The following is a 23,740-nucleotide window of genomic DNA, read 5'->3' as shown; positions in this document are numbered from 1 at the left end:
ATTACAGGGACGCTTCCCCCACCTGCCGGTAGCGTTGGGCGATGAAGTCGGCGATGATATTAAAGACCATGGTAAATACAAAAAGGACGATCCCGGTGGCAAACAGGGCATAGTAATGCTCACCTCCCACCGGCGCTTCGGCCATCTCGGCCGCGATGCTGGCCGGCATGGGCCGCACCGGATCGAAAATGGATTGCGGGAGCATGGCGGCGCCGCCGGCGACCATCAACACGACCATGGTCTCGCCCACGGCCCGCGACAATCCCAGAATCACCGCTGTACTGATCCCCGAGATGGATGCCGGCACCACCACCCGCACGATGGTCTGCAACTGGGTGGCACCCAAGGCCACCGACGCCTCGCGCAAGGCAACGGGCACGCTGTGGATGGCGTCCTCGGAAATGCTGCAGATGGTGGGGATGGACATGAAAGCCAACATCAGTGACGCATTGAACAGGTTGAGTCCCGTCGGAATGCCAAACACCTGCTGGAGAAAGGGCGCCACCAGCACCATGCCGAAAAAGCCGATGACCACTGACGGCAGGGCCGCCAGCAACTCCACCACCGGCTTGACAACTTCTCCCACCCGGGGTCGGGCAATTTCGGAGAGGTATATGGCCGTCATCACGCCCAGAGGGATTGAAAACACGCCGGACACGCCGGTGACCAGCAGCGAGGCGACAATCAGGGGAAAGATGCCGAAGTCGGCCGGATCCGACGTCGGATACCAATATCTGCCGAAGATGAAATCCTTCACCGAAACCGTTTTGAAAATAGGCAGACCCTCCTTGAACAAAAAGATCATGATCAAAAACAGGATGCCAATGGATGCCGAGGCGATGATGAAAAACATCGCCTGCATTGATTTCTCGGTGGTTTGGCGGCGGTTGGCCATGGGAGTTACCTGCCTGTCGGTTGCCGTGAAAAGGGTTGTGCTTCTTTCAGCGCCCGAGAAGCCACAGTCCGCCGGTAAATAACCCGGCGGACTGTGTGTTCAAAAGGAGCGCGTGACAAAGCGGATGGGACGATTAATATAGGGGCACGTAGCCGGCCTTTTCCACGGCCTTCTGCCCCTTATCGGGATGAAGCATGTAGTTGACGAAATTTAGGGTATCGCCTTTGGGCCAGCCGTTGGTAAACATGAACAGGGGGCGGCTGATCGGAAAAGTGCCGTTGAGGGTGCTCTCCTTGGTGCCCTCCACGCCGTCCACCTTCAGGGGTTTGACGGTGTCGTTGAGGTAACCGATGCCGATGTAGCCCATGGCGTTCTTGTTGCTGGAAACAGCCTGGGCGACGGCACCGTTGGAAGCCATCATCTGGGCGGCCGGGGTCACACGCTCTTTTTTCATCACTTTGCCTTCCCAGGTTTCATAGGTGCCGGAGGAGGTGTCGCGTGAGCAGATCACGATCTTGAGATCCGGTCCGCCGATCTCCTTAAAGTTGGTGATCTTGCCCATGTAGATGTCCTTGAGCTGGGCCAGAGTGATGGCGGTAAGGGTGTTGCTGGGGTGGACAATCGGAATAATGGAATCATAGGCTACGGCAAAAGGAACCGGGTAGACGCCCTTTTCCTGAGCCATGGCCACTTCCTTGTCTTTGATGAAGCGCGAGGCATTGGCGATGTCGGTGGAGCCGTCGATGATGGCTTTGATGCCGTTGCTGGAACCGCCGCCGGATAGGGAGATGTTCACATCCGGATGGGCTTTCATGTAGTCTTCGACAGCGATCTGGGAAATGGGCAGCACCGTGGTGGATCCCTTGATCACCAGGTTGCCTGCCGTGGCGGTGGCCGCACAAAGGGTCAATACAGCGGCGACTGATGCAATGGTGCCAAACAACTTCTTCATAGGTTCTCTCCTCCGTTTGATTCTTGGGTCAAGGCTAAGCGCCTTATGTTAGATTTATGTTAGGATCGGGTTAGGTTTTTGTTATCATCCCCCGCCTTCACCGGATCCCAACGATTTCTTGAGAACGCAATTTAAAGCCCAAATGTTAGCAAACGGTTAGTACAAAATTAGTTTTCGATGAGTCTTCGATTTTTTAGCCGGATGGAAAAAATCGGCCTACCAAAGGCATTCAGTCTTGACCACCGCATCAGGGTTGCCTACTATGCCGGCTTTTTCCAATGCGGACGCGGATAATTGTCTGTCAGAAAAACACCATACCGCCAACCCATGAAACCAAACGAACCCATGAAACCCCAAAATCAAACCAACCTGAAAATCATTTTCGCCCTGACCCTGGTCCATTTCACCGGCGATTTTTACAGCGCCTTCACCACGCCCCTGTTTCCCGCTTTCATGGCCAAACTGAATCTGACCCTGGCCCAGGTGGGGCTCATCGCCGGCGTCAACCGGTTTCTCTCTTTCATCGTCCAACCGGTGGCAGGCTACCTGGCGGACCGCTATCAGGGGCGCGCCATCATCCTCGGCGGTCTGCTCATGGCCGTAGTTTTCATCCCTCTTTCCGGCATTGCGGGCAGCTACTGGATGCTGATGCTGTTCATCGCCTTAGGATCCGTGGGGTCCTCGATGTTTCACCCCTGCGTGGCCGGCATGATTCCGCTCTATTCAGGCAACCGGAAAGGCTTTTCCATGTCCGTGTTCAACACCGGCGGCACCCTGGCCTTTGCCGTGGGCCCTTTTTTCATCACCGCCATTGTGGCCGCCTTTGGCCTCGGTGCCATGCCGGCCACCATGGTCCTCGGGCTGGCGGCGATCGTCTACCTGTGGGCGGCAGTGCCGTCCCCCGAAAGTGAAGGCATGGCGTCCTTGGGATTGATAGGCACGTTGAAGAAACAGTTCGGCACCGTATGGAAATCGATCTTTCTCATCTGGATGGTGATGGTACTGCGAGCGGTGGTCGGCCAGTCGTTCATGACCTTCATGCCCGTCCTTCTGGTCAGTCGCGGATACTCACTGGTTTCCGGCGGCCTCATGATTACCGTGTTCACTCTGGCCGGCACCGTCAGCGGCCTGCTGGCCGGCTATTTTACCGACCGGACGGGATCCCGGCCGATTTTCCTGGCTTCCCATCTGCTGATGACACCGGCCCTGCTGATGATGCTTTCACTGTCGGGTTCATGGATCTACGCCGGTGTATTCATGGCCGGTTTTTTTGTGCTGGCCACACTGCCGTTAGGGGTCACCCTGGCCCAGGAACTGGCACCGGGTGGACGTTCCATGGTCTCCAGCCTGATGATGGGGCTGGCCTATGGTCTGGGCGGTGCAGTGGCTCCGGTGGTGGGTCGGCTGGCCGATCTTTATTCGGTTGCCACCGTATTGTGGGCCGTCGCCTTCATCCCGCTTGTCACCGTTCCCCTGATTCTCATGTTTCCGGTCGCAAAACAGAAGACACCGGGCTGATGTCAGATGACGGACGACGGATTTTAAAAAACTGAAATAGACAACTGACGCCAACCTTAAAGGCGTAGGTCTATCAACCTGAACGCCTGGCTACAGGGATTGCATCTGAGTGGTCACAAACACCGAAGCACCCTTGGCGCTCTTGAATTGAAAGCGTTCGCTCTCCACCAGGTCCAGGCAGGCGGAAACCACATCGGGATCATACAGAATCCCGCTGTTGCCGGTGAGTTCCCCCATGGCTTTTTTCATTCCCAAAGAGGGGCGGTAGGGTCGGTGGGACCCGATGGTTTCGAATACATCGGACACGCTGAGAATCCTGGCCTCCATCATGATCGCATCCCCGGAAAGACCGTTGGGATAACCTGAACCGTCCATCCGTTCGTGATGCTGGAGCACAATATCCGCCAAAGGCCAAGGAAAATCGATTTTTTTCAGGATGTCGTACCCCGACTGCACGTGGGTCTGGATCATTGCGTATTCGGGACCGCTGAGCCTTCCCGGCTTGCAGAGGATCTCCCCGGGGATGGTGAGCTTTCCCAGGTCGTGAACGACGCTGGCCATTTGCAGGCCATATATCCGATCCTCCGAAAGCCCCATCTCCTGGCCAATGGCGCAGGCCAGGTCGGCCACCCGATTCTGGTGGCCCGATGTATACGGATCGCGCATTTCAACGGCCAGGGCAATGGCCTGGACCGACCCCTCCATGGCCTTCTGGAAACGAACCGCGTTGCTTCGCAGCTCTTCGGCAGTCTGTTTAAGCTTCTCCCGGGTCTGGCGTTCGAGCAGCACCCGTTTAAGCCGGGCCACGATCTCCGCCAGGCGGATGGGCTTTTCGATGAAATCGCTGGCCCCCTGGGCGATGATCTCCTCATAGGCAAAATTATTCACCAGACCGGTAATGATGACCACATCGGCTTGAAAATTATCCTTGATCTGACGACACAGGTCGAGACCGCTCATTCCCTTCATCTGGACATCGGAGATGACAACCTCCACCGGATTCGAATTCAAGATCGTCAAGGCCGCTTCCGCACTCTCCGCGGTGAGGCACCGACACCCGGAGGCTTCAATGCCGTAGGAAAGAATATCACGAATATCGTCATCATCATCCACCACCAAAACCAGGGGGGATGGCGAACTATCGGTGGCAATGGATATCATCGAATTCCTCCGGGAAGACCGTTTTGAAACACACCCCACGGCAAACAAGGGGAAAACAGCTATAACGGTCCGGGTATTTTGAGTTCTGTTATTACATTACCGTAGCTTACATCTGCACATCATCAGAAGGGAGAAGGCCGCGTTGATCAGCAGATTGGTGGAGAGTTTCATCCCATTCAGGACCATTTAGGATTTTAGAATGAGGAAAGACACATAGGCCGCGTAGCATCCAAGTAGAATCAGACCTTTTCTGCGGGTAATTGTCAAGTCCTGTCTCATCAGCACCCAGGGCAGCGCGCTGATGACCATCATCACCAGATAGTCCCACACCAGGCCGCTTTCGATGAAACCACCTGAGATGGCAATGGGTTTTACAATGGCCGTGGCGCCAACGACGCTGAGGATGTTGAACACGTTGCTGCCCACCAGGTTCCCCAGGGAGATGTCCATCTCCTTTTTCAAGGCGGCCACAACGGAGGTGGCCAGTTCAGGCACCGAGGTGCCCAGAGCCACCACGGTGAGTCCCACGAACTTTTCGTTGACCCCCAGGGCGGACATGACGCTCACCGCTGCATCCACGAGCATATCCGCACCGACGACCACCGCTGCGGTTCCGCCGAGGATCATCAGACACTGACCCCACCGTCTCCCCATCAGCCCGCCAGCCAGTGGCGGCACATCAGGGTTCGCACCAGCAGAAACAGGCAGGGTGCGATCAACGCGTACGGCCACCTTGTAGTTAAACCAGGTATAGGCGAGGATACCGCAGAAAAGGGTAACGCCCTCGACCCTGCCGATGACCGAATTGAAGGAGAGCAGCAACAATAAGGCGGAAATGGCCAGCATGAGCGGGATGTCCCGGGTGATGACAATCCGGCTGGTCTTCACCGGCTGAAACACGGCGGTAAGTCCCAGCACCAGGGCGATATTGCAGATATTGCTTCCCACCACGTTGCCCAGAGCGATCATACTCTTGCCCTTGGCGGCGGAGACCAGGCTGACCACCAGTTCGGGCGCCGAGGTACCGAATGCCACCACGGTGAGCCCGATGACCATCGGCGTCAGCCCCATGCCGCGGGCCAGCTCGGATGCGCCTCGGACCAGCCAGCCGGCACCATAGTAGAGCAGCAGAAGGCCTGCCGTGAATGCGATCAGATGGGGGACGGTCAAAAAAATCTGCCTTCCTGAGGCCAATGGTCAAGCAGCCTGTTTTCTGTACGGTCATGCCTGGCAGCGCAGGCACCGGGCAAAACGATGCATCAATATGACATCGTTATCGGATCAATGCAATGTCCGGCCTATCGGGATAGTTTTTGATCGGAATCATTTAATGAGCAAGGCAGGAACCCGCATAGCGGATCGCGACCGGTTTTCGCCCCGCCACCTGATGATACGTTTCCTCGGGCCAGCCGATAGCGATCACGGCATGGGGGGTTTCGTGGTCCGGAATACCCAGCATGCGAACGATCGATCGATCCCGCCGCATGGCTTCAATGACAAATCCGACCAGACAGGTGCCTAACCCCATGGCATGGGCGGCCAGCAGCATGTTTCCGGTAGCCAGCAGGGCATCTTCGAACGGGCAGGACGCGTCATTGTCAGCGGCCACCACGATGACAGCGGTTGCCCCGTGAAACAACAGATCGCGCTCACCCCGCTCCCAGGCCGCCAGCCCCATCTCCACGGCGGGATAATGCAGGCGGAAATAGGTGTCCAGTTCCGGTTTGCCGAGCAGCTTCAATGCGGTTCGGAGCCATCGCTTTTCCGCCATCCGGTTGGTTTTCCTGAAGAATCCGCCTACCCGACGTCCCAGCCCGTTGACGGCCTCCCGGTCCGGCAGTATGGTAAAGGTCCATGGCTGGCAGTTGGATCCCGACGGTGCGGTAATTCCCACCTTCACCAGGTCCTCCAGGAGCGGCCGACCCACCTGACGATCGGAAAAATTCCGACAGGAACGCCGTGAGCCCATGAGATTGACCAGAGTAGCGGTATCAAAACGGCCATGGGGAAGCCATCGGGTATCGGCCGAAAAGGTTTGGAATTGAGACAGCCCGGGATCCACCGCCGCCACCCGGATGGCATTTTCCGGACATGCCGCCGCACAGTGGTCGCAGTTGAGGGATTCGATCCCCTGGACCATTGCCTTACCGTCGTAGATGACCAGCGTCTCTTTGGGGCATACCGGTATGCACATCCCGCAGCCGATGCATCGCTCGGGGTCGATGGTCGCTGTCACTTCACGGTCCGAATATTGTTTTTGGGTGTCTGTCATTTTTTTTGGGTTTGATGCTTGACATGCAGCATGGCAGCATTAAATTTGTCGCTTTTACAAATTTTCCCAAGGGAAACAGCAGCGAACATGATTGAAAAAACAAGTGCTTCAGGTAACGGCCGGCATGCTTCCCGGAATAAAGGAATCGCCAGATGAAAAAGCTCCTGTACCACCAAGTTATCTCGTCCGTACTGTGGAACCTGTTCCTGATTTCGGCAGGATCCTTGGTGTTCGGCATCGGATTGAAGTCCATCGCCATTCCCCACGGGTTCATTACCGGCGGTATTTCGGGTCTGACCCTGCTCTTTTACTATGTCAGCGGACTTCTGTCACCGGGTTTGTGGTATCTTTTTGTCAACATCCCCATCTTTCTGGTGGGATGGGTCCACATCAGCCGACGGTTCTTTTTCTATAGTCTGTATGGCGTGGCCGCCCTTTCTCTGACGATCGATCTGATCGGATTCACCCTGCCCATCAAAGAGCCCATCCTGGCCGTCCTGGCCGGTGGCGTGCTCATGGGCACAGGGTCGGGTCTGGTTCTGCATTCATTGGGTTCGGCCGGTGGGCTGGACATCATCGGCATTATCCTGAACCAGAAATTCAGCCTCCGCCTGGGCACCTTCTACTTTGCCTTCAACGTGGTGCTGTTCGCCTTCAGCTTTGGCGCACTGGATGCGGATCTGGTTCTCTATTCCCTTTTCATGAGCTTCATTTCGTCTCAGACGCTGGATTACGTATTGGCTTTCTCCAATCAGCGCAAGATGGTATTCATCATCTCCGATCTCAACGACCGTATTGCCAAGGAAATCCATACCCGCCTCAGCAGAGGTGTCACCTTTCTGGAGGGCAGCGGAGCGTATACGGGCAAGGCCAAAAAAGTCATCCTCACCGTGGTCCACAACTACCAGTTAAAACGGGTGGAGGAAGCGGCCCTGTCCATCGATCCGGAGGCCTTCATTATCACGGAAAACACCTTTAACGTGCTGGGCAGGGGATTTTCCCGGCGCAAGGTTTATTGATAGCTGATAGCTGATAGCTGATAGCTGATAGCTGATAGCGAAAAATGCGGAGGTGCTTCCTTGGATGCAAGGCAAAAAAGCGCTGCCGATGGCCATCGTGCAAGAGAAGGCATCGGCAGCATTTTTTTGCTAAAGGTTTCTACTGAGGATCATCTTTCGGCGGCTGCTCTTTCGTTGAGTCGGTTTTCTCGGGCGATTGACCATAGATAACAAAACCACCCTCGTCACCGGAGAGAAGGCCGGAGCCGGGCTTTTCCTCCCGGTCGTCGTGGTATACAAACGGTTGGGGCGTCGACGCGCAGCCGGCGACCACGAATACCAGAAAAACAGCCGACACCAGAAAAATCCATTTCCATTTGGGTGCCATTAGAATTTCACCCGCATGCCCGTCATGATGGCATTGATGTCATCATAATCCGTACCGTTTCGGTCCAGCTTGTGGAAACGGTAGCCCAGGTAGGCCTCGGTGCCCCACTCCTGAAGGTCCTGCACCATCTGGAAGCCCATGACATCCGCATCATCGCCGTTGGTGCTGATGTCCGAATAGCGGCCGTAGTCGGCAGACAGGGAGGTCACCCCCAGCGGGCACCAGCGGCCCCGGTAGCCGAACTTGGTGTAGAAAAACGCGCCGTCATCCCGACCGTCGCCCTTGTTATCACGGGTGCCCATGGCAAAGGTGCCGTTGAAGCCGGAGTCATGCAGCACGGAGACCGAGCCGTTCAGTTGATCGTCAATCGTGTCCGAGGTGCCGCCGGGATTGGCGTAGGCCACGGCCGCGGCCAGTTTGAACGCATCGATCTGGGCGCTGTAGCGCACGGCGAAATCCCCGCCACCATCGGAGATATAGGAGGTGGATCCGACGAACCCGTTGAAGTCGGGGGTGTCGTAGCGGATGCGTTCCTGGCGGCTCAGACCGTCCATGTTGCTGAAAACGCTACCGATCCGGGTTCCGGACAGCCTGCCTGTGTTATTATCGTAAAATAGCTGTCCCCCGGCCATGCTGGCGATATCGGAGTATCCCACCACACTGGTGCCGGACAGGTCCACTTCCGAGGAATAATCCGATGCCGTACTTCCCCACCCCAGGGAAAATTTGCCGATCGTGTTACCGTCCACCCACAGATCCAGGTGGCGCTTTTCAAACGTCGCATCATCCAATCTTCGGTCCTCCTGGTTGACCAGGTTGCTGGGGTTGGTCTGGTACTCCACTTCGATGCGCGTGCCGATGGTATAGTAGTCGTTGGGTGTGATGGTTCCCTCCAGCCCCACGCGGGTGGAGGAGTTGTCATTGTCCACCAGGTAGAAGTTGCCGTCGTCGCCGTCGTTGCTATACAGCACCGCCTTGTTCACCTGGCCGTATATTTTGACACTGCCTTTGGGGTTTCCGGCTTTGACCGCCGCCGGGCTGTCGGTGGCCGCCTTGACCGTGGCCGCAGCCGTCTGGCCCCTCAGCGCCTCCACCTGGCCCTGCAACTGTTCGAGGGCTTTCTGCTGGGCTTCGATCTGGGCCTGCTGCTGTTTGATGATTTTCTCAAGACGGTCCAGGGTATCTTTATCCGCCCCATCGGCTGAAAAAGGACTCAACACGCAGACAATGACCGCAATCAGGCATACCGGTAGAAGCCGCCTCAATTTTCCTTCTCCCATAATAACCTCCTTCATCTCTTGAGGGTTGCCATTGATATGTAATTTTCCGATCCAAGAAAGGAAATATCGGGTAACGACCGAATTGAGCGTCACGTCACTGGATAGGGATCGGCGAAGCCGGTGAGATGCCCCACAACCCCATGCCCTGAATCGGTTGGCTGCAAGGAATAGCTGTGAACGGTCAATGCACTTAATTGCAAGAGACGGGTGTCGATTTAATCAACGATTAGTTGCCTGTATTCATATCACCAAAAATGGGTGCATGCAAATACGGATAAGGCGGCATTTACTGCCATGGCGGGCTGTGCCCGGAAAAGACGGCATCATGCAAAAGGCTTTGGGTATCCCCGTTTTGGTTTGTTGCGCCACTTTTTTTAGGGTAAAGTACCGGTGCTTAAGATAAGGTTCTCGTCAAGGAGAAATGAACGAGCCCACGGGATACAACGGAAAGTCGATGGATTTAGCGGTTCAAGAGTACAGAAAGGGACAATGAATGAAAATTCTGGTCGTTAACTGCGGGAGTTCCTCTTTGAAATACCAACTGCTGGAAATGCAAGGCGAGCACCTGCTGGCATCAGGAATAGTGGAACGAATTGGAGAACACACGGGCAAAATTATCCACAAAGATCGCGTCCATGGGCAAGACGGTCAGCAAATCAAGCTTGAGAAACCCATTGCCGACCACCGAATTGCCATGCACGAAGCCGTTCGACTGCTCATGGAGACTGGAGCGGGGGCGGTTTTCAATCCCACTGAAGTCGCTGCGGTGGGGCACCGGGTCGTTCACGGCGGCAATTTTTTTCACGAGCCAACGCACGTGGATCTAACGGTGATGGTGGCCATCGAAAAGATGATCGCCCTGGCCCCCCTTCACAACCCCGCCAACCTCATGGGCATCGAGGTGGCCCGGGAGTTGTTTCCCCATGCGCCCCAGGTGGCAGTTTTCGATACCGCCTTCCATCAGACCATCCCAGGATTCGCCTATCACTATGCCCTGCCCTGGTCCTATTATGAAAAATTGGGCATACGCCGATACGGATTCCAGGGCACCTCACACCGGTATGTGGCCAGGGAGGCGGCAATTCTTCTTGGCAAACCGTTGGAAACGGTTAACCTGATCACGGCCCATCTGGGAAGCGGTGCCAGTCTCTGTGCTATTGAGCAGGGAATCAGCGTGGACACCTCCATGGGCATGACGCCGCTGGGCGGATTGATCATGGGAACCCGTGGAGGGGATATGGACCCGGGTGTCATCCTGCACATTTCCGACCGCAAAGGGATGTCCCTGCATCAATTGGATGCCGTCCTTCAAAAAAAGAGCGGCCTAAAAGGCATCTGTGGAATGAACGATCTGCGCGATATCCATGCGGCAGCCGATAATGGAGATGCCAGGGCCCGATTGGCTATAGATATGTTCGTCTACCGCTGCCGGCAGTATATCGGAGCTTACTTTCTTCAGCTCGGCCGGCTGGATGCGCTGGTTTTCACCGCCGGCGTCGGTGAAAACGATCCGGCCATCCGCGAAGCCTGCTGCAGGGGCATGGCAACCGTCGGCCTGACACTGGATCCGTCCAGGAATCGCGACCCCGAAAAGCACCGCGGAGAAATCACCGCCGCCGGAAGCCCGGTCAAGGCCTATGTCATCCCCACCAACGAAGAACTTGAAATCGCCCGCCAGACCCTCGAGGTCGTGAAGGGGGAAGGCTGACGGGAAAGGGTCAGGAGGACGAAGGAAAAAAAACTGGAGGCACGAAGCACGCTTTCGACGGTCGAGGCTCATAAACGCGTTGTTCAGCCGCCCAATCTGCTTGTCGCGGTTCACCTGGCTCCTAGAATCCTGGAATCCTATCCCTCTCAACTCGGATAATCCTCTCTCACCGGAGAAAACACTTCCACGGCTATCAAATCTTCCACTGCCCGGACGGAATGGAAACGTCGGAACCGATGCTCCAGCTGTCCCCGGGCATCGCGCCTTGATTCGTCCCATCGATCGTGAAGACCATGTGCCCGGAGAGCAAAAGGCCGGTCTGCTCATGCGGGAGGTTGTGGTCGGGGATGGTGCATCCTTTTTCCAGCTTGAACCGGGCCCCCACCGTGAACCATGGTGGCCATGTTCACACCGTCGAAAAGCTTGCGGTAGGTCGGTTCACTTTCTTTTTTTAACATGTTGTCTCCTTCGGCGAAACCGGGATCACGTTTTTCTCGAAGGCCTCGGTAAACAACACGCGGTCATACTCCACCGCTGCAAAAGAGGCGGGCATGCGCAAATACATGATCTTGCGGGTTGGGTGCATGGTGTCGGTATTCTATACATAAAGGCCGGGTTGAGGCCGTTTTGTTATTAAACCGGACAAAAAATTTCATAAAACGGTTGTATCTACCATATATTAAAAGTATAATCATTTTATATTTACCGGACTTACAACAACTTTTTCATTTGGCCAAATAATTCATGGTGCCACTTTGTTTTTAACAAGATTATAGATTGTTAAACCGGACATTAAACCGGACATAGGAAATTTGAATGGACCATGGAATAATATCTTTCCAACCCGCCCTGCCCGCGCAACGGCTTGGCGAACTCAAAGACATGGCCCAGGAGGTGATCGTCGCCGCCGCGACCCTGGAGGGCCGAATTGCTAAAGAAACCGCTCAGGCGCTTGGAGACCGTCTGCGCTTTCTCAACAGCTACCACTCCAACCTCATCGAGGGACATAAAACCACCATTTGCGACATTGAAGCTGCATTGGAAAAAGACTATTCTCGAGACGAGGAAAAACGATACGTTCAGGAGTTGTGTGCCGCCCATGTGAACACCGAAAGAACGTTGATGCAGAAGTTGTCGACTGACCCTCCGGAAAATATATGCAGCTTCGAATTCGTGAGCCTTATCCATCGAACCATATACGAGCAACTGCCCAAACAGCACCAATTCACCCACAGCAACGGGGGGTTTACCAATTTATCGGTCATGCCCGGCAAAATGCGACAGGGCGCTGTTTCCTTGGACGGTGGGCTTACCACACATGGCCCCGATGCGGAAAACCTGCCTGCCACGTATGAAGCATTCAGCCATGTATATGATCCTTTCGGTTACCATGGTGACGAACGCCTGATCGCGGCTGCGGCCAGTCATCACCGCATGACCTGGATGCACCCATTCCGGGACGGCAATGGCCGAGTGTGCCGCCTTTTCTCAGGATTGTACATGGCCAGCATTGGTATCAACCGGGGAAACCTGTGGTCTCTATCCAGAGGATTTTCCCGCGATAAACAATGGTATATGACCAACCTGCAATCCGCCGATTCTCCGGACGACTCTGGAAAAGGTTTCGATCAGGCATACTTTGCCGATTATTGCATGTATTTCCTTGAAGTCTGCCTCGATCAAATCCGATTCACGGATCAAATCCTGGCACTGAACCGCATCGATGCCAGGATTGACGGATATTTGAGCGATCGCGACAAATCCCGGGGAGCACTTTCTCCGCTGGATACGCGTGCCGGCAGGCTCCTGAAAGCATTGTTTCTTGAAGGCACGGTGCCCAGGGGCAAAGCTCAGTCCATCATGGGCATGGACAGCCAAAGTGACCGCCATGCAAGGCGAATCGTCAGCCAGCTGGTCAAAGAAGGCCTGGCTGTTTCCGCGTCCCACCGGGCACCTTTGATGATCGGGTTTCCGGCCAAGGTCCTGAGGTACTATTTCCCTGACCTGTTTGGTCCTGAAATATTGGGAGAGCATTGACCGGAAGGACAATTCCACCCAATCCATTCACCTCCCTTGCCCTACAAAGCATCTCATTGCAGCAAAAAAGATCTACCCCCGTGCCTGGAAGCAGGCAGAATCCTTGGTGCCCCTGAAAACTGATCACACAAGGTAATCTTCTCTCACCGGCGAAAACACCTCCACGGCCATTGCGTCTTCGAGAACCCGGACGGAATGGGGAACATTGGAACCGATGCACCAGCTGTCCCCGGGCATCACGTCATGATTCCTCCCATCGATCGTGAAGACCATGTGCCCGGAGAGCAAAAGGCCGGTCTGCTCATGCGGGTGGTTGTGGTCGGGGATGGTGCATCCTTTTTCCAGCTTGAACCGGGCCATGAGGGTTTTCTCACCGTGAACCATGGTGGCCATGTTCACACCGTCGAGAAGCTTGCGGTAGGTCAGTTCACTTTCTTTTTTTAACATGCTGTCTCCTTCGATTGTGCGGAGTTTGGATGAAACATCACTCATCTTCTTCGAGAAGTCCACTCTCCCCAGGTTCCAACTCGACCGCATAGGATTCGGGAAGCACCTTGTTGGCTTTCACGCCCAGGGTTTTGAGTTGTTCGGCGCGCCGCACCAGATTGCCCCGTCCCGTGGACAGCCGGTCCCTGGCCGTACGATAGGCCTCGCGGGCCCGGTCCAACTGATGACCCACCTCTTCCAGGGCCTCGATGAAGCCGATGAATTTATCGTAAAGCCCGCCGGCCTGCCGGGCTATTTCCAGGGCGTTTTCGTTCTGGTCTGCATAGCGCCAGATGTTATGGATGGTTCTTAAGGTCACCAGCAGGGTGGACGGCGAAACCAGGATCACGTTCTTCTCGAAGGCCTCGGTAAACAGCGCTCGGTCATGCTCCACGGCTGCAAAAAAGGCGGCCTCGATGGGCACGAACATGAGCACGAAATCCAGGGTCCGGATTCCTTCCAGATCCTCGTAGTGCTTCTCGCTCAAACCTTTGAAGTGTGTCCGCAGGGAAGCGAGGTGGGCTTTAATGGCCGCGGCCCGAACCGTCTCGTCGCTGGACGCGTGGTAGCGTTCATAATCCTTGAGCGACACCTTGGCATCTACGATGACATCCCTGCCCTCGGGCAGCCGGACAATGACGTCCGGTTGGTAGCGGCTGCCGCTGCCTCCGATCAGGCTCACCTGGGTCTCGTAGGCCCGCCCCTTTTCCAGTCCCGACGCTTCCAGAATCCGCTCCAGGATCACTTCTCCCCAGCCGCCCAGGGTTTTGACATCCCCCTTGAGGGCGTGGGTCAGGTTCAGGGCGTCTTTGCCGATTCGCTCGTTGAGGTTTTTCAGGTGACCGATCTCGTTGAGCAGGGCCGCACGATCACGTGACTCTTTGTCATAAACATCCTCCACCCGCTTCTTGAAATCGCCCAACTGCTCGCGCAGAGGGTTGATCAGATTATCCATCTGGGTCCTGTTGTGGTCGGCAAAGGTCCTGCCCTTCTCTTCCAGGATCCGCTCCGCCAGCAGCTTGAACTCAACGGTCATCCGATCCCGGGCATCGTTGAGCAGCACGAGCTTCTCTTCGGCTTGCCGGCGCTCAGCATCCAACCGGGTGGACAGCTCCGACAACCTTTTTTCCAGGGAAAGGTTCTCGACATCGCGTTGCGCCTGTGCCTGCCGGCTCTTTTCCAAGGCGTCTTCCAGCACGGGAATCCGGGTGACGTTCTGGGTCAAGGCAGCCTTTTGCGCTTCCAGTTCGGCCATGGCCTCGCGGCGGTGGTCCAGTTTGGCCTCGACCTCGACCAAATCATTTTTTACCGTCGCCAACTGCTGCCGGATCGTTGCCAGCTTCTCTTCCAGGGCCGCCTTTTCCATCTCTGCCAGACGCGCAAGGGTTGCCCGCTCGGCCCTGTTCCGGAAGCGGAAAACGAGAAGGGCGATCACGGTGCCCAGCAGCAATCCTGCCCCCCCGCCAATCAGATAGGCGATTTGAAGTTCCGTCATTATTTATCCTGAAAGTTTCGCACCGGAACACAGTCCGGTCGATAGGGTTTTGAAACCATTCGGTTATACGCCAGTTGTGACCACAAATCCACCCTTGCATGGTAATTTCCCGCGTACAGCCGATGTTGTAAAAACATGAGGGGCTAACGGAAGATTAACGAATTTTTAACAAACGGCTAACCTTTCTATTGACCCTTCTTTCCCCTCTGATTAGGTTAATGTTTCTTCACCCGAATCCACGGGCCGGGTGAACTGCCCGTATAACAGTCGAAAAGCAGGTGTCAGAACCAATGGCTTACAACCACTCCTGGCAGGCGGTATTCAGACCGGGTGCGTCCGATGATTTTTTCATGGAAGATCGCCCGATGGCCTTTGCGGTGGATGCCGACGGTTTCAACCCGGTCAATGCCTGGTGGCTCTCCGAACTTTCCCGCTTGATCTATCGAAGAGATGCCAGCGAAGGGGTCGATATGCATGACCATGCCTCGCGAAGCGACTTCCTGGCTCGTGTGGGTCTGGTTGAACGGCAATTTTTCAGCGGGTCGACAATTCAAGGCGCCCTGGTGGAAACCCATGATTCCGGTGGCGGAGGCTTTGCCGCACTGGTATTCCGGGGAACCAGCGGCCGACTGTCCAACTGGCTGGTTAATCTGGACATGGCCCTTTGCCCCTGGCCTGCCGGCGGCCACGTTCACCGGGGATTCAAAACCGTTTTAATGGAGCTTTGGGGCACCATCGCGGCCGCACTGCATACCGTAAAAAAGCCTTTGTTTTACACCGGTCACAGTCTGGGGGGTGCCTTGGCCACCTTGGCGGCATCGCTACGGCCACCGCACGCCGTATACACCTTCGGCGCCCCCCGCATGGGTGATGCCGCATTTGCCGAAACCCTGGCCCACATTCCAATATTCAATGTGTTCAACCCTCGGGATATCGTTACCGAACTGCCTCCCGCAGGACGCTGGACCCGATTTACCCATGCCGGAACCATCGTCAGGAACAGCCAAAGTTCCCTGCCCCGTCGCACCATGGCCCAGGCGCCTTCCTTCCTGTCCGGCCATGCCCCGTTGAACTATACGGCACAACTGCCGATCGCCTTCGACAATTAGGTCCCCTCCAGATACAGGAATCGTTGACCCCGCCGGCTGTTCTCTGGTAAATCTCCTTCACATTTCCCAATAAGATCAAAAGGAGAAATAGTCCTCCGTGACAATTTTTTCAGACGATAGGATACCCGAACGATTGGAAATGCTCGACAGCTATCTTGCTGAATCGGAATCCCGGGTATCCGGAATCAGGGAGGACTGTGAGAAGAAAATCGTCTGGCACGACGACAAGCGGCATCAGCGCGACCTTGCCATTGTCTATATCCACGGCTTTTCCGCCAGCCGCATGGAGATCTGGCCCCTGTGCGACCACCTGGCTGCAGCCATGGGCGCTAACCTGTTTTACACCCGCCTCACCGGCCACGGGCGGGATGGGTATGCCATGGCCACGGCCAAGGTCCGGGACTGGCAGAATGACGGAATGGAGGCCATGGCCATCGGCCGGCGGCTGGGCCGGAAAATCATCCTGGTAGGCACATCCACCGGCGGCACCCTGGCGGTCTGGCTGGCGGCCCAACCGTCGGTATCGGCAATGATTCATCGCCTGATTCTGCTATCGCCCAACTTCTTTCCCAAAAACCCGGTCGCCGCTGCCGCTCTCTGGCCGCCGGCACTGCGGTTATTCGAAAGCTTTTTCGGCGGCTGGCGAAGCTTCAGTGTGGTCAATGCCCGGCACGCCAAATTCTGGACGGTACGCTATCCGGTCAAGGCCATCGCCACCATGATGCAGCTGGTTAGGCTGTCCTGGAGGCTCGATTTGGGCAACGCCACCATGCCGGTACTGATGATGGTCAATCCCTGGGACCGGGTGATCAACGTCACCCTGGCCATCATGCGCTACCTGACCTTTGCATCTCCCCACAAACGGCTGGTGCTCTTCAGGGGAAACAAGGATTTGGGCCGACACGTGCTGGCCGGAGACATATTGACGCCAGAAACAACGGCCAGGGTGATGACCATTATTCAGGCTTTTCTCAACGGCCGATCTTGAACCGCAACAGCGCTCGCTAACCCCGCCGCTTGTGGCGAGGTTAGCGAGCGAATACAAAATAGATTGAATTCCTTACGGTCGAAGATTCCTCGCACCTTGCTGCGAAAAATCTTCAATCGGCACGGTTATGAAAACGCGGTTTGGTGAGGCCGGTCGTCAGTCTTTGCCGAATCGAAGAAAGGAACAGCATGAACGACAACGACACCCATCTCAAATCAGTCGGTTACATCCTCTGGATCTTCGGATTTACCGGGGCCCACCGGTTTTACTTCGGCAAGCCCATATCGGGCACCATCTATTTTTTTACCCTCGGCCTCCTGGGCATCGGCTGGCTCGTCGACCTGTTTCTCATCCCTTCCATGGACCGGCAGGCCAGCATCCGATTCCGCAGCGGCCACATCGACTACACGGTGGCCTGGGTGCTGCTGACCTTCCTGGGATTGCTGGGCATTCACCGCATGTACATGGGCAAATGGCTGACCGGCATCGTTTATCTGCTGACCGGCGGCATCTTCGGGCTGGGATACCTTTATGATTTCTGGACGCTGAACGATCAGATCACGGTAATCAACGGGTCATAGGAAAAACCCATTCTCAGCAGCCGTTCTATTTTAACAAATCGATGCCCCCCAGGGCATGCATCTGCTCGATGATCTGCCAGGTCCGCCGGATCACATAGTCCGACGGCCGATCGGCCAGCATGCGCTTGGGGCTGGGGAGGACGGCCGCCAGAGTGGCAGCCTCCCGTTGATTCAGCCGGGCGGCCGGTTTATGAAAAAACCGCTGGCCGGCCGCCTCCACACCGAATACACCGGTGCCCATTTCCGCAATATTGAGATAAACTTCCAGGATCCGGGTTTTGGGCCACAGGATTTCCATCAGCAGGGTAAAGTAGACTTCAATCCCTTTTCTCACATAGCTGCGCCCCGGCCACAGGAACAGGTTCTTGACCACCTGCTGGCTAATGGTACTGGCCCCCCGGGGGCGAATGCGGGTGCGGTTGTCCTTGAAGGCTTCGGCAATGGCCTTCAGATCGACGCCCCAGTGGTCGAAGAAATTCTGATCTTCCGAAGCGATCACCGCCAGGGCCGCATGGGGGGAAATCCGGTCCATGGGAGTCCAGCGGTAGTCGACGCCAATGCCGGACAGGCGCTGCTGCAGCATGAAGGCACTCGTCGGCGGGGGAACCCAGCGCAACACCAGGACAATCACCCCGGTGACGAGGGCGATAAATACAGCCGTCTTCCACAGCAGGTTGAAAACGGACCAACCGGATCGTCGGTTTGTCGGAAAAGCGTCGGGCATACCGTCTCCTTGGCACCTTACATAGCGCATGACGAAGGGTGCAATCAACCCGATTAGGACCAGAGGTGCGGGTCGACAGGAGAGCCGTAGCCCTTAAAGCATGCCTGCCTGCTGAAAGTCGGCAATCACCGATTCAACCAGTGTTGCGTTGGCATCCTGGGACAATTTCAGTGTCCTGGCCAATTCGTCTGAAACGGCCTCCGCATCCGGGATGAACCATTGGAGCGGGGCGCCGTGAAGATGGCTCAGGTGGTTGGCATAAGCGGTGATGGCGGCCAGAGGCGCAGCCGCACCCGCATTTTCAACGTGATGGTGAAATTTCACGCACAATCTTGCCGACTCCGGCATTTTCCATTTTTCCATCAGCAGTTCACCGATCTCCATGTGGTCGGTACCGATGACTTTCCGCTCTGCCGCATGGTCGGCAAGCCCTTCCCGCTTCTTCAGATTCTGTATCCGCTGGTAGCCGTCCGCACTCACCAGCAGGAGAACCAGTTTGCCGATATCGTGCAGCACGCCTCCCACGAAGGCTTTTTCAGGATCGTCATATCCGGCCGATACGGCAATCCGTCGGGCAGCCAGGCCGCACTCGGCAGCGTGCTGCCATAAGAACTGCCCCCAGGTCTGCATGCCGGGGTTGCTCTTGATAAAGTAAGTCTGCATGGAAGCGGACAGGACAAGGCTCTTGGTCGTCTTCGCGCCCAGCCGTGTCAACGCCTGCTGAAGGGACTCGACGCGGTTCAATCCGCCATAAAGGGCTGAATTGCTTATTTTGATCAGTTTGGATACGAGGGATTGATCCTTGCCGATCACTTTTTCGACATCTTTGATATCCACGCCGGGATCGGAGAGCATATCGAGCGCACGGGTCACGATCGTGGGAAGCGGCGGCAATTCGTGAATCTTGGATACCAACTGGGCCGGGCTGAACTGGCCGGGCAGGGATTCCGCCCGTCCGGAAACCGTTTGGGCAGCCGCCGCGGGTTGCGCAGGCAGACCGGCAATACTTTTTTTCCGGGGTGTCACCATCCAGGATAGAAGTTCCAGATAATGCTGGGGGGACAGACCCGCAAAGCCGTTTTCGCTGAAAACATAGATAAAAACCGCCACCTGCCCCTTATTGACCACCGGAATCAGCGCACATTCGCCGGATGCGGGTGCCCCGGACAGCCTGTCCAGTAGATTCGATGGAAACCGGTTCCCGAAAAAGCCGACACCGGACCGGTGAACCGCAGCCAGGACGGGTTCTTCGTCCAGTGCCCCTAACGAACCCTTGGCGGACCGCTGCTCGAGGCCTTGCCCGTTGACCCTGCGCATCTGTTTGCAGTGAACCACCTGGCCTTCTTTGGCGGTGAGAATCAGTATGCCGTCGTAAAAGTCCTTGCAGAAGGCCACCAGGGCCTCGATGCGCTTCAACGGGTCGTCGCTCAACATCAACTTTTTGATGGCCTGACGGAACGATCCGAACAGGGGGTCACCGCTGGACACCGATGATGCGGGCAACTCGACTGCATCGGTTGGCAGGAGATTGATCGTCCCTTTTTCCATCCGGTCCTTGATGATCGCTATCACAGTACCGCTGTCGAAAGGCGCTTTTTCGAGAACCTGGCGAAGGGTCCGGCAGGTGGACATCAGCCGCAGGACCACCTGCTCATCGGTGGGCAGGGCTTCGGCCTGAACATCGCTGGCGGAAATTGAGAATTCACGATCAAGGGAAATGATTCCCTTCAGGAAGTCGCGGTATTCATCAGACTGGACGGCAATGGAAAGGGCCAGCATACGGGCGTCCATCTTCGTTTCAGCGCCGTCCGCCTCGACCGGTGTATCCGTGAAATTAAAGGCGCCCGCATCGAGCAGAAACATCTCCAGCAGCACCTCTTTCATTCCGGTCAGCAGGATATCCCTCACCGACGACAGGGGAAACAGGTCAATCTGCGTAAGAATCGAACGGATCGACATCCCCGTTTCCATCCTTATCTGCCGGATGCGCTTGACCTGTTCGGCAGTGACGCGTCGGTTGAAAATCAACCCCTGCAGAATTTTCGCGTCCCCGTTGGCGGAATAGGCATCGATGATGAATCCGTTGTTGAAACTGAGCGTGATCAAACGTTTATTTTCGCCGATGGAAAGAATCCCGTTCAGGCTCAACTGGGACAGAAACATGATCGCGTCGGCCGGATGGTATTTACTCAGATCTCCGTTAAAATTCATTTTTCGCCTCACTGGGTTCAGGGGTCCACCTTTAGTTCGACCGTTTTCCACGAAACTTAAGTGTGATATATGAAAAGAGAAAACCAAAACGGAAGGCCGATGGCGTCCAATCGAACTCAACACCCAAGGGGCAATGACCATGCAGCACAAGTGCATTACCATACGCCAGGCAGGCGTCGAAGACAATGAACACCTGTCAACAGTGGGCCGGGAGACTTTTTTCGACAGCTTCGCCGCTGACAATCACCCTGCGGACATGGCTGCCTACCTGGAAAAATCATTCAGCCCCGACATTCAGGCCGCAGAACTGGCTGAGCCGTCATCTGTTTTTCTGATCGCGGAAGCCGAAGCGATGACGGTGGGATACGCCCGGCTGGTGGAAGCATCGGCACCCCATTTTGTCAAGGCAAGGAAACCCATCCACCTGGCGCGCCTGTATGCCCGCAAACAATGGATCGGCAATGGCGTGGGGGCAGCACTGATGACCGCATGCATGGATGAAGCGACCAGACGGCAATGCGACGGCATCTGGCTGGGCGTCTGGGGCAGAAATGCCCGGGCCATCGGGTTTTACCGCAAATGGGGATTTTTGCAGAGGGGAACCCAGTCTTTCGTGCTGGGCAATGACCGGCAGACCGATCTGATCCTTTGGCGGCCGCTGAAAAGTGCCGCCGCAATACCCCCATGACAAAAACAGGCGTTGCATGATAAATGGTGTCCGTCCACAGATGGAGCCAAAACCATTTAATCAACTTTCTGATGATTGATTCGGGATGGCAATGAAAGAACATGATCACCAACGCTGCGGGTGGCCCGGCGATGATCCGCTGATGATCCGCTATCACGACGCAGAGTGGGGCGTTCCGGTCCATGACGATCGCAAGTGGTTTGAATTCATTGTGCTGGATGCCTTCCAGGCCGGCCTGTCGTGGAAAACGGTGCTTCACAAGCGGGAGGCGTTCCATCAGGTATTCTATGGTTTCGACGCGCAACGGGTAGCCGGGATGTCTGAAAAAGCCATGGCCGACGCGATGGCCAACCCGGCCATCATCCGCAACCGGCTCAAAATCCGGGCTGCCGTCAAAAATGCCGGGGCGTTTCTGCGCCTGCAGGATATCCACGGCAGCTTCGACGATTACATCTGGGCTTTCACCGGGGGCCGGGTGGTTCAAAACCGGTGGAAAACCCTGGAATCGGTGCCGGCCAAAACGGACTTGTCCGATACCGTCAGCAAGGATCTGAAGCAGCAGGGATTCACATTTGTGGGCAGCACCATCTGCTATTCTTTTTTACAGGCGGCGGGAGTGGTCAACGACCACCTGGTGACCTGCTTCCGATATCGGGAGTTGAACTCAGGAGTTCAGATGTAAAATCGTTACCGTAGCCGGAGACACCCCATGAACAGCACGATTCAAGATGCCATCGCATTGAAAACCAATCCCGTGGCCCTGCTCTGGGCCGATGAAAAACCGTCGGATGCCACGGAATTCAAGCCGGGCAACTGGGGCTGCATCATGTGGCTGGCATCCGGGGCCGCCAAGGGCAAGACCGGCGTCTGCTCCCGGGAAACCTTCGGCTGTTTCGGCGGCGGCGTGGGTATGGGTTTCGGCGACCAGTACGAAAATTTTCCCGGCGGCAAGGAATGCTTTCGCCATTTTCTCTCATCGGGCAACGCGGACTCGGAAACCGGCCGCCAGGCGGCCGAAAAGGTCAAGCCCTTCATGCGCAAGGAAGCTCACGACCATTTCCTCCACGGTGAAGGCTACTTCAAGTCGCCGCAGCTGGTGCAGAAATACATCGACAGCCTTCCCATGATCGACATCCCGGCCAGGTATGTGGTCTTCAAACCGCTGAATGCCATAAAAAATGGGGAAACACCCCGGTCAATTATCTTTTTTGTGGACCCGGACCAGCTGTCCGCCCTGGTGGTGCTGGCCAACTACGGCCGCGGGAACAACGAAAACGTCATCATCCCCTACGCCGCCGGCTGCCAGACCATCGGCATCTATCCCTACCGGGAAGCGCAGTCGGACCGGCCCCGGGCGGTCGTGGGACTCACCGATCTGTCTGCCCGGGTGTATGTAAAAAAGATGCTGGGCGACAACCTGATGAGCTTTGCGGTGCCCTATGCCCTGTTCCAGGAGATGGAAGGCAGCGTGAAGGGATCGTTTCTGGAGCGAAGCGTCTGGAAAAGCCTGGTCGGCAATAAATAGCCCGAATGGAGTCATGAACCAATCGCATAAAAAAACGATCCTGATCGTCGAAGATGACGAGAACACCGCATCTCTCATCGCCCTGTACCTTGAGCGGGAAGGATTTTCGCCGGTGACCGCCGGGGACGGGGAAATAGCCCTGGCGATAGCCAGGAAATACCAACCCGACATGGTGATTCTCGACCTGATGATTCCGAAGGTCGACGGCTGGGAGGTCTGCCGCCGTTTGCGTCAAACTTCGGAGGTGCCGGTGATCATGCTCACGGCCCGGGGCGAGGAGATCGACCGGGTGGCCGGACTCACCTTAGGCGCCGACGACTATGTGGTCAAACCTTTCAGTCCCCGAGAACTGGTGGCCCGGGTAAAAGCCGTGCTGCGGCGCACGTCGCCTGCGCCAATCAAAGAGGAACGAATGCTAATCCACGGCCCGATTTGTATGGACCTGGAAAAGCGCCGGCTCTCCGTGGACAATCAACCGGTTTCCCTCACGCCCCATGAGTATGCGCTGATGGAGGCACTCATGGCTTCTCCGGGGCGCACCTTCACCCGGGACGAACTGCTGGACCGCCTCTATCCCATGGGCGAGGCGGTAGTCATCGACCGGGTGGTGGACGTTCACATCGGCAAGCTTCGCCAGAAAATCGAACCGGTACCCGCCGAGCCGCGCTATATCATCACTGCCCGCGGGATCGGCTACCGGTTTGCGGACCGGCAGCCGCAATGA

Annotated in this window: 23 protein-coding genes; 11 read left to right on the top strand and 12 right to left on the bottom strand. The window is 56.2% G+C overall.

Features of this window, described 5'->3' with window-relative positions:
- Position 1 precedes the first annotated feature (1 nt).
- Complete coding sequence (pstC, locus tag ACHZBS_RS18045; RefSeq protein ID WP_319407916.1) at positions 2-895, bottom strand: phosphate ABC transporter permease subunit PstC; 894 nt, start codon at positions 893-895, stop codon at positions 2-4.
- Between the two features lie 133 nt (positions 896-1,028).
- On the bottom strand, positions 1,029-1,847 hold the full coding sequence (locus ACHZBS_RS18040) for a PstS family phosphate ABC transporter substrate-binding protein (protein WP_319407915.1): 819 nt from the start codon (positions 1,845-1,847) through the stop codon (positions 1,029-1,031).
- Positions 1,848-2,192: 345 nt separating this feature from the next.
- On the opposite strand from ACHZBS_RS18040, the gene ACHZBS_RS18035 reads away from it, so the two are divergent.
- Complete coding sequence (locus tag ACHZBS_RS18035) at positions 2,193-3,365, top strand: MFS transporter (RefSeq protein WP_319407914.1); 1,173 nt, start codon at positions 2,193-2,195, stop codon at positions 3,363-3,365.
- Between the two features lie 90 nt (positions 3,366-3,455).
- On the opposite strand, the gene ACHZBS_RS18030 is transcribed toward ACHZBS_RS18035, so the two are convergent.
- The 3 genes from ACHZBS_RS18030 to ACHZBS_RS18020 form a co-directional block, all read right to left on the bottom strand.
- The gene (locus ACHZBS_RS18030; protein ID WP_319407913.1) at positions 3,456-4,526 is read right to left on the bottom strand and encodes an HD domain-containing phosphohydrolase; all 1,071 of its coding nucleotides are present in this window, start codon (positions 4,524-4,526) and stop codon (positions 3,456-3,458) included.
- A gap of 186 nt (positions 4,527-4,712) precedes the next feature.
- Positions 4,713-5,696 carry a calcium/sodium antiporter gene (locus ACHZBS_RS18025; protein WP_319407912.1) on the bottom strand — a complete coding sequence of 328 codons (984 nt, stop codon included), beginning with the start codon at positions 5,694-5,696 and terminating at the stop codon, positions 4,713-4,715.
- A 157-nt stretch (positions 5,697-5,853) separates the two neighbouring features.
- Positions 5,854-6,798 carry a nitroreductase family protein gene (locus tag ACHZBS_RS18020; protein WP_319407911.1) on the bottom strand — a complete coding sequence of 315 codons (945 nt, stop codon included), beginning with the start codon at positions 6,796-6,798 and terminating at the stop codon, positions 5,854-5,856.
- 152 nt (positions 6,799-6,950) lie between these two features.
- On the opposite strand from ACHZBS_RS18020, the gene ACHZBS_RS18015 reads away from it, so the two are divergent.
- Positions 6,951-7,817, top strand: a complete 867-nt coding sequence (locus ACHZBS_RS18015) for a YitT family protein (protein ID WP_319407910.1) — start codon at positions 6,951-6,953, stop codon at positions 7,815-7,817.
- A 139-nt stretch (positions 7,818-7,956) separates the two neighbouring features.
- Here the strand turns inward: ACHZBS_RS18015 and ACHZBS_RS18010 are convergent, their stop codons facing one another.
- The gene (locus ACHZBS_RS18010; RefSeq protein ID WP_319407909.1) at positions 7,957-8,184 is read right to left on the bottom strand and encodes a hypothetical protein; all 228 of its coding nucleotides are present in this window, start codon (positions 8,182-8,184) and stop codon (positions 7,957-7,959) included.
- Positions 8,184-9,464, bottom strand: a complete 1,281-nt coding sequence (locus ACHZBS_RS18005) for a porin (protein WP_319407908.1) — start codon at positions 9,462-9,464, stop codon at positions 8,184-8,186. The genes ACHZBS_RS18010 and ACHZBS_RS18005 overlap by 1 nt, the downstream gene beginning before the upstream one ends.
- Before the next feature lie 493 nt (positions 9,465-9,957).
- Between ACHZBS_RS18005 and ACHZBS_RS18000 the strand changes: the two genes are divergently transcribed.
- Entirely contained in the window at positions 9,958-11,172 is a 1,215-nt protein-coding gene (locus ACHZBS_RS18000; protein WP_319407907.1) for an acetate kinase, read from the top strand.
- Between the two features lie 323 nt (positions 11,173-11,495).
- Here ACHZBS_RS18000 and ACHZBS_RS17995 read toward each other — a convergent pair whose 3' ends face one another.
- Positions 11,496-11,630, bottom strand: coding sequence for a hypothetical protein (locus tag ACHZBS_RS17995; protein WP_319407906.1), 135 nt, complete (start codon positions 11,628-11,630; stop codon positions 11,496-11,498).
- Between the two features lie 358 nt (positions 11,631-11,988).
- On the opposite strand from ACHZBS_RS17995, the gene ACHZBS_RS17990 reads away from it, so the two are divergent.
- Entirely contained in the window at positions 11,989-13,209 is a 1,221-nt protein-coding gene (locus tag ACHZBS_RS17990; RefSeq protein WP_319407905.1) for a Fic family protein, read from the top strand.
- Between the two features lie 123 nt (positions 13,210-13,332).
- Here ACHZBS_RS17990 and ACHZBS_RS17985 read toward each other — a convergent pair whose 3' ends face one another.
- Both ACHZBS_RS17985 and rmuC read right to left on the bottom strand, forming a co-directional pair.
- Positions 13,333-13,656 carry a cupin domain-containing protein gene (locus ACHZBS_RS17985; RefSeq protein ID WP_319407904.1) on the bottom strand — a complete coding sequence of 108 codons (324 nt, stop codon included), beginning with the start codon at positions 13,654-13,656 and terminating at the stop codon, positions 13,333-13,335.
- Between the two features lie 37 nt (positions 13,657-13,693).
- Complete coding sequence (gene rmuC / locus ACHZBS_RS17980; RefSeq protein ID WP_319407903.1) at positions 13,694-15,190, bottom strand: DNA recombination protein RmuC; 1,497 nt, start codon at positions 15,188-15,190, stop codon at positions 13,694-13,696.
- A gap of 290 nt (positions 15,191-15,480) precedes the next feature.
- On the opposite strand from rmuC, the gene ACHZBS_RS17975 reads away from it, so the two are divergent.
- The 3 genes from ACHZBS_RS17975 (at position 15,481) to ACHZBS_RS17965 (ending at position 17,868) form a co-directional block, all read left to right on the top strand.
- Positions 15,481-16,299 (top strand): lipase family protein, encoded by an 819-nt coding sequence (locus tag ACHZBS_RS17975; protein WP_319407902.1) that lies wholly within the window; start codon positions 15,481-15,483, stop codon positions 16,297-16,299.
- A 97-nt stretch (positions 16,300-16,396) separates the two neighbouring features.
- Positions 16,397-17,287 carry an alpha/beta fold hydrolase gene (locus tag ACHZBS_RS17970; RefSeq protein ID WP_319407901.1) on the top strand — a complete coding sequence of 297 codons (891 nt, stop codon included), beginning with the start codon at positions 16,397-16,399 and terminating at the stop codon, positions 17,285-17,287.
- Between the two features lie 188 nt (positions 17,288-17,475).
- Complete coding sequence (locus tag ACHZBS_RS17965) at positions 17,476-17,868, top strand: TM2 domain-containing protein (RefSeq protein WP_319407900.1); 393 nt, start codon at positions 17,476-17,478, stop codon at positions 17,866-17,868.
- 25 nt (positions 17,869-17,893) lie between these two features.
- On the opposite strand, the gene mtgA is transcribed toward ACHZBS_RS17965, so the two are convergent.
- Together mtgA and ACHZBS_RS17955 are read right to left on the bottom strand one after the other, a co-directional pair.
- Positions 17,894-18,592: a monofunctional biosynthetic peptidoglycan transglycosylase gene (gene mtgA / locus ACHZBS_RS17960; protein ID WP_319407899.1), complete on the bottom strand. Its 699-nt coding sequence runs from the start codon at positions 18,590-18,592 to the stop codon at positions 17,894-17,896.
- Between the two features lie 93 nt (positions 18,593-18,685).
- Positions 18,686-20,803 carry an HDOD domain-containing protein gene (locus ACHZBS_RS17955; RefSeq protein WP_319407898.1) on the bottom strand — a complete coding sequence of 706 codons (2,118 nt, stop codon included), beginning with the start codon at positions 20,801-20,803 and terminating at the stop codon, positions 18,686-18,688.
- 139 nt (positions 20,804-20,942) lie between these two features.
- On the opposite strand from ACHZBS_RS17955, the gene ACHZBS_RS17950 reads away from it, so the two are divergent.
- The 4 genes from ACHZBS_RS17950 to ACHZBS_RS17935 all read left to right on the top strand — a co-directional run bounded on the left by ACHZBS_RS17950 (position 20,943) and on the right by ACHZBS_RS17935 (position 23,740).
- Entirely contained in the window at positions 20,943-21,491 is a 549-nt protein-coding gene (locus ACHZBS_RS17950) for a GNAT family N-acetyltransferase (RefSeq protein ID WP_319407897.1), read from the top strand.
- Positions 21,492-21,582: 91 nt separating this feature from the next.
- Positions 21,583-22,173 carry a DNA-3-methyladenine glycosylase I gene (locus tag ACHZBS_RS17945; RefSeq protein WP_319407896.1) on the top strand — a complete coding sequence of 197 codons (591 nt, stop codon included), beginning with the start codon at positions 21,583-21,585 and terminating at the stop codon, positions 22,171-22,173.
- Positions 22,174-22,200: 27 nt separating this feature from the next.
- Positions 22,201-23,016, top strand: a complete 816-nt coding sequence (locus ACHZBS_RS17940; RefSeq protein WP_319407895.1) for a DUF169 domain-containing protein — start codon at positions 22,201-22,203, stop codon at positions 23,014-23,016.
- A gap of 13 nt (positions 23,017-23,029) precedes the next feature.
- Complete coding sequence (locus tag ACHZBS_RS17935) at positions 23,030-23,740, top strand: response regulator transcription factor (protein ID WP_319407894.1); 711 nt, start codon at positions 23,030-23,032, stop codon at positions 23,738-23,740.

It is taken from the genome of uncultured Desulfosarcina sp. (assembly GCF_963664155.2).
Taxonomy (GTDB): Bacteria; Desulfobacterota; Desulfobacteria; order Desulfobacterales; family Desulfosarcinaceae; genus Desulfosarcina.
The sequence above is the reverse complement of the archived record's forward strand: the minus strand, read 5'-3'. Positions and strand labels throughout refer to the sequence as shown.

What these genes read in the sequence shown, in the direction of transcription:
- ACHZBS_RS18035 (WP_319407914.1), top strand. Translation starts at nt 2,193, where the DNA reads ATGAAACCCCAAAATCAAACCAACCTGAAAATCATTTTCGCCCTGACC.
- ACHZBS_RS18020 (WP_319407911.1), bottom strand. Translation starts at nt 6,798, where the DNA reads ATGACAGACACCCAAAAACAATATTCGGACCGTGAAGTGACAGCGACC.
- ACHZBS_RS18005 (WP_319407908.1), bottom strand. Translation starts at nt 9,464, where the DNA reads ATGGGAGAAGGAAAATTGAGGCGGCTTCTACCGGTATGCCTGATTGCG.
- ACHZBS_RS17965 (WP_319407900.1), top strand. Translation starts at nt 17,476, where the DNA reads ATGAACGACAACGACACCCATCTCAAATCAGTCGGTTACATCCTCTGG.
- ACHZBS_RS17995 (WP_319407906.1), bottom strand. Translation starts at nt 11,630, where the DNA reads ATGTTAAAAAAAGAAAGTGAACCGACCTACCGCAAGCTTTTCGACGGT.
- ACHZBS_RS18000 (WP_319407907.1), top strand. Translation starts at nt 9,958, where the DNA reads ATGAAAATTCTGGTCGTTAACTGCGGGAGTTCCTCTTTGAAATACCAA.
- ACHZBS_RS17950 (WP_319407897.1), top strand. Translation starts at nt 20,943, where the DNA reads ATGCAGCACAAGTGCATTACCATACGCCAGGCAGGCGTCGAAGACAAT.
- ACHZBS_RS18030 (WP_319407913.1), bottom strand. Translation starts at nt 4,526, where the DNA reads ATGATATCCATTGCCACCGATAGTTCGCCATCCCCCCTGGTTTTGGTG.
- ACHZBS_RS17975 (WP_319407902.1), top strand. Translation starts at nt 15,481, where the DNA reads ATGGCTTACAACCACTCCTGGCAGGCGGTATTCAGACCGGGTGCGTCC.
- ACHZBS_RS18010 (WP_319407909.1), bottom strand. Translation starts at nt 8,184, where the DNA reads ATGGCACCCAAATGGAAATGGATTTTTCTGGTGTCGGCTGTTTTTCTG.
- pstC (WP_319407916.1), bottom strand. Translation starts at nt 895, where the DNA reads ATGGCCAACCGCCGCCAAACCACCGAGAAATCAATGCAGGCGATGTTT.
- ACHZBS_RS17985 (WP_319407904.1), bottom strand. Translation starts at nt 13,656, where the DNA reads ATGTTAAAAAAAGAAAGTGAACTGACCTACCGCAAGCTTCTCGACGGT.
- ACHZBS_RS18040 (WP_319407915.1), bottom strand. Translation starts at nt 1,847, where the DNA reads ATGAAGAAGTTGTTTGGCACCATTGCATCAGTCGCCGCTGTATTGACC.
- ACHZBS_RS17940 (WP_319407895.1), top strand. Translation starts at nt 22,201, where the DNA reads ATGAACAGCACGATTCAAGATGCCATCGCATTGAAAACCAATCCCGTG.
- rmuC (WP_319407903.1), bottom strand. Translation starts at nt 15,190, where the DNA reads ATGACGGAACTTCAAATCGCCTATCTGATTGGCGGGGGGGCAGGATTG.
- ACHZBS_RS17945 (WP_319407896.1), top strand. Translation starts at nt 21,583, where the DNA reads ATGAAAGAACATGATCACCAACGCTGCGGGTGGCCCGGCGATGATCCG.
- ACHZBS_RS18015 (WP_319407910.1), top strand. Translation starts at nt 6,951, where the DNA reads ATGAAAAAGCTCCTGTACCACCAAGTTATCTCGTCCGTACTGTGGAAC.
- ACHZBS_RS17935 (WP_319407894.1), top strand. Translation starts at nt 23,030, where the DNA reads ATGAACCAATCGCATAAAAAAACGATCCTGATCGTCGAAGATGACGAG.
- ACHZBS_RS17955 (WP_319407898.1), bottom strand. Translation starts at nt 20,803, where the DNA reads ATGAATTTTAACGGAGATCTGAGTAAATACCATCCGGCCGACGCGATC.
- mtgA (WP_319407899.1), bottom strand. Translation starts at nt 18,592, where the DNA reads ATGCCCGACGCTTTTCCGACAAACCGACGATCCGGTTGGTCCGTTTTC.
- ACHZBS_RS17990 (WP_319407905.1), top strand. Translation starts at nt 11,989, where the DNA reads ATGGACCATGGAATAATATCTTTCCAACCCGCCCTGCCCGCGCAACGG.